We start from the raw sequence: 5,238 nt of genomic DNA on the forward strand, positions 1-5,238 counted from the left end.
TGGAAGATTGTCCGGCGGTGTCCTACTCTCCCACACCCTCCCGAGTGCAGTACCATCGGCGCTGGAGGGCTTAGCTTCCGGGTTCGGAATGTGACCGGGCGTTTCCCCTCCGCCATGACCGCCGTAACTCTATGAACATGTCAACCAACCCAACAACATGGGTGGTGGTTTGTTCAGAGTTGCACAGTGGACGCGTAGCAGCTTAGTAGTCAAGTCCTCGGCCTATTAGTACCGGTCAACTGAACCCGTTACCGGGCTTACATTTCCGGCCTATCAACCCAGTCGTCTAGCTGGGGGCCTTACCCCACAAATGTGGGTGGGATACCTCATCTTGAAGCGAGCTTCCCGCTTAGATGCTTTCAGCGGTTATCCCTTCCGAACGTAGCTAACCAGCCGTGCCCCTGGCGGGACAACTGGCACACCAGAGGTTCGTCCGTCCCGGTCCTCTCGTACTAGGGACAGCCCTTCTCAAGTATCCTACGCGCACGGCGGATAGGGACCGAACTGTCTCACGACGTTCTAAACCCAGCTCGCGTACCGCTTTAATGGGCGAACAGCCCAACCCTTGGGACCTGCTACAGCCCCAGGATGCGACGAGCCGACATCGAGGTGCCAAACCATCCCGTCGATATGGACTCTTGGGGAAGATCAGCCTGTTATCCCCGGGGTACCTTTTATCCGTTGAGCGACACCGCTTCCACATGCCAGTGCCGGATCACTAGTCCCGACTTTCGTCCCTGCTCGACCTGTCAGTCTCACAGTCAAGCTCCCTTGTGCACTTGCACTCAACACCTGATTGCCAACCAGGCTGAGGGAACCTTTGGGCGCCTCCGTTACCCTTTAGGAGGCAACCGCCCCAGTTAAACTACCCACCAGACACTGTCCCTGAACCGGATAACGGTCCGAAGTTAGATACCCAAATCAACCAGAGTGGTATTTCAAGATTGCCTCCACCCATACTGGCGTATGGACTTCACCGGCTCCCACCTATCCTACACAAGCTAATTCAGATACCAATGTCAAGCTATAGTAAAGGTCCCGGGGTCTTTCCGTCCTGCCGCGCGTAACGAGCATCTTTACTCGTAATGCAATTTCGCCGGGCCTGTGGTTGAGACAGTGGGGAAGTCGTTACGCCATTCGTGCAGGTCGGAACTTACCCGACAAGGAATTTCGCTACCTTAGGATGGTTATAGTTACCACCGCCGTTTACTGGCGCTTAAGTTCTCCGCTTCGCTCGTGAGAGCTAACAGGTCCCCTTAACGTTCCAGCACCGGGCAGGCGTCAGTCCATATACATCGAATTACTTCTTCGCATGGACCTGTGTTTTTAGTAAACAGTCGCTTCCCCCTGCTCTCTGCGGCCATACAACGCTCCACCCGCGCGGGGCTTCACGTCTCCGGCCCCCCTTCTCCCTAAGTTACGGGGGCAATTTGCCGAGTTCCTTAACCACAGTTCGCCCGATCGCCTCGGTATTCTCTACCTGACCACCTGTGTCGGTTTGGGGTACGGGCCGCTAAGAACTCGCTAGAGGCTTTTCTCGGCAGCATAGGATCACTGACTTCACCTGAATCGGCTCGGCATCACGTCTCAGCCTATGTGGCGTGCGGATTTGCCTACACGCCGGCCTACACGCTTACCCCGGCACAACCACCGGCCGGGCTCAGCTACCTTCCTGCGTCACCCCATCGCTTGACTACTACCCGCCAGGTTCCCACGCTCCCCACCATTGGTCCGAAGACCGCCGGCAGTTCGGGTGGTTAGCACAACGAGGTTCGTCAGGGTCGCTCTTTCGCGGGTACGGGAATATCAACCCGTTGTCCATCGACTACGCCTCTCGGCCTCGCCTTAGGTCCCGACTCACCCAGGGCGGATTAGCCTGGCCCTGGAACCCTTGGTCATCCGGCGGAAGGGTTTCTCACCCTTCTTTCGCTACTCATGCCTGCATTCTCACTCGTGCCGCGTCCACAACTGGGTCACCCCGCTGCTTCACCCCCGGCACGACGCTCCCCTACCCATCCACACACCTGCATACCCCATCAAGGAGGCACGAAGTTAAAATGTGAATGCCACAGCTTCGGCGGTGTGCTTGAGCCCCGCTACATTGTCGGCGCGGAACCACTTGACCAGTGAGCTATTACGCACTCTTTAAAGGGTGGCTGCTTCTAAGCCAACCTCCTGGTTGTCTATGCGACCCCACATCCTTTTCCACTTAGCACACGCTTAGGGGCCTTAGCTGGTGATCTGGGCTGTTTCCCTCTCGACTACGAAGCTTATCCCCCGCAGTCTCACTGCCGCGCTCTCACTTACCGGCATTCGGAGTTTGGCTGATTTCGGTAAGCTTGTGGGCCCCCTAGACCATCCAGTGCTCTACCTCCGGCAAGAAACACGCGACGCTGCACCTAAATGCATTTCGGGGAGAACCAGCTATCACGGAGTTTGATTGGCCTTTCACCCCTAACCACAGGTCATCCCCCAACTTTTCAACGTTGGTGGGTTCGGCCCTCCACGCGGTCTTACCCGCGCTTCAGCCTGCCCATGGCTAGATCACTCCGCTTCGGGTCTAGAGCATGCGACTGAAAACGCCCTATTCAGACTCGCTTTCGCTACGGCTCCCCCACACGGGTTAACCTCGCCACATGCCACTAACTCGCAGGCTCATTCTTCAAAAGGCACGCCGTCACCCCGCAAGGCTCCGACGGATTGTAGGCGAACGGTTTCAGGTACTATTTCACTCCCCTCCCGGGGTACTTTTCACCATTCCCTCACGGTACTTGTCCGCTATCGGTCACCAGGAAGTATTTAGGCTTACCAGGTGGTCCTGGCAGATTCACGGCAGATTTCAGGAGTCCGCCGCTACTCGGGAACACCCACAGAAGACCAGCAGCTTTCACCTACCGGACTATCACCGTCTACGGTCAGCCATTCCAGACTGTTCGACTAGCCACTGGCTTTGTAACTTCTCCAACAGATGTCAGTCTGTTGAGCAGGGTCCCACAACCCCGACCACGCAACCCCTGACAGGTATCACACGCCGCCGGTTTAGCCTCAATCCGCTTTCGCTCGCCACTACTCACGGAATCACTATTTGTTTTCTCTTCCTACGGGTACTGAGATGTTTCACTTCCCCGCGTTCCCCCCACACACCCTATGTGTTCAGGTGCGGGTGACATCACATGACTGATGCCGGGTTTCCCCATTCGGACACCCTGGGATCACAGCTTGGTTGACAGCTCCCCCAGGCCTATCGCGGCCTCCCACGTCCTTCATCGGCTCCTGGTGCCAAGGCATCCACCGTTCGCCCTTGACAACTTGACCACAAAGATGCTCGCGTCCACTGTGCAATTCTCAACAAACAACCAACCCACAACCCACAGCCCCACACCAACAACCCGGCAACCGCCGGCGGTATGCGAGACCAGGCCATGCCTGGCGCCTCCACCCCCGGGAACATCGTCCACCAGGGGCATCTCAAGGCTCTGAAACAACAACCACTCGGGTTGTTCCTTCAGGACCCAACAGGGTGCTTACATCCTTCACCAGCCGCACCACAGTCTCGTTCCCACCACCCCGAAGAGCAGCTGTACTAGAGGAACCACGGCCGTTGCCGGCGCCGAACTTGCCAGTGTCTCCGCCATCTGAGCACCCCACCACCACGTTCGGGCGGTGTGGGCTCCATGCCACCTTTCGGTGGATGGTGCTCCTTAGAAAGGAGGTGATCCAGCCGCACCTTCCGGTACGGCTACCTTGTTACGACTTCGTCCCAATCGCCAGCCCCACCTTCGACGGCTCCCTCCACAAGGGTTGGGCCACCGGCTTCGGGTGTTGCCGACTTTCGTGACGTGACGGGCGGTGTGTACAAGGCCCGGGAACGTATTCACCGCAGCGTTGCTGATCTGCGATTACTAGCGACTCCGACTTCACGGGGTCGAGTTGCAGACCCCGATCCGAACTGAGACCGGCTTTTTGGGATTCGCTCCACCTCACGGTATCGCAGCCCATTGTACCGGCCATTGTAGCATGCGTGAAGCCCTGGACATAAGGGGCATGATGACTTGACGTCATCCCCACCTTCCTCCGAGTTGACCCCGGCAGTCTTCGATGAGTCCCCGCCATAACGCGCTGGCAACATCGAACGAGGGTTGCGCTCGTTGCGGGACTTAACCCAACATCTCACGACACGAGCTGACGACAGCCATGCACCACCTGTGACCGCCCCCGAAGGACCTGCCATCTCTGACAGTTTTGCGGCCATGTCAAACCCAGGTAAGGTTCTTCGCGTTGCATCGAATTAATCCGCATGCTCCGCCGCTTGTGCGGGCCCCCGTCAATTCCTTTGAGTTTTAGCCTTGCGGCCGTACTCCCCAGGCGGGGCGCTTAATGCGTTAGCTGCGGCACAGGGAACCGGAGAGGCCCCCCACACCTAGCGCCCAACGTTTACAGCGTGGACTACCAGGGTATCTAATCCTGTTCGCTCCCCACGCTTTCGCTCCTCAGCGTCAGTATCGGCCCAGAGACCCGCCTTCGCCACCGGTGTTCCTCCTGATATCTGCGCATTTCACCGCTACACCAGGAATTCCAGTCTCCCCTACCGAACTCTAGCCTGCCCGTATCGACCGCAGGCTTGGGGTTGAGCCCCAAGTTTTCACGGTCGACGCGACAAGCCGCCTACGAGCTCTTTACGCCCAATAAATCCGGACAACGCTCGCGCCCTACGTCTTACCGCGGCTGCTGGCACGTAGTTGGCCGGCGCTTCTTCTGCAGGTACCGTCACTTACGCTTCGTCCCTGCTGAAAGAGGTTTACAACCCGAAGGCCGTCATCCCTCACGCGGCGTCGCTGCATCAGGCTTCCGCCCATTGTGCAATATTCCCCACTGCTGCCTCCCGTAGGAGTCTGGGCCGTGTCTCAGTCCCAGTGTGGCCGGTCGCCCTCTCAGGCCGGCTACCCGTCGTCGCCTTGGTAGGCCATCACCCCACCAACAAGCTGATAGGCCGCGAGCCCATCCCAAGCCGAAAAACTTTCCACCACCAACCATGCGGTCAGAGGTCATATTCGGTATTAGCCCCGGTTTCCCGGGGTTATCCCAAAGCCTGGGGCAGGTTGCTCACGTGTTACTCACCCGTTCGCCGCTCGAGTACCCCGAAGGGCCTTTCCGCTCGACTTGCATGTGTTAAGCACGCCGCCAGCGTTCGTCCTGAGCCAGGATCAAACTCTCCAACAAAAACTTGTCGAACAGCAT

General features: G+C 58.1%; 3 rRNA genes. All 3 read right to left on the reverse strand.

The annotated features are described in order from the left end of the window. Positions 1 to 9: 9 nt before the first annotated feature. Positions 10 to 126: ribosomal RNA gene (rrf, locus tag FB454_RS34560) — 5S ribosomal RNA — on the reverse strand. A 79-nt stretch (positions 127 to 205) separates the two neighbouring features. Then, a 23S ribosomal RNA gene (locus tag FB454_RS34565) occupies positions 206 to 3,315 on the reverse strand. A gap of 390 nt (positions 3,316 to 3,705) precedes the next feature. Then, a 16S ribosomal RNA gene (locus FB454_RS34570) occupies positions 3,706 to 5,220 on the reverse strand. Together the 16S, 23S and 5S rRNA genes form the textbook arrangement of a ribosomal RNA operon. Positions 5,221 to 5,238: the final 18 nt, after the last annotated feature.

It is taken from the genome of Micromonospora sp. CNZ297 (assembly GCF_007827625.1).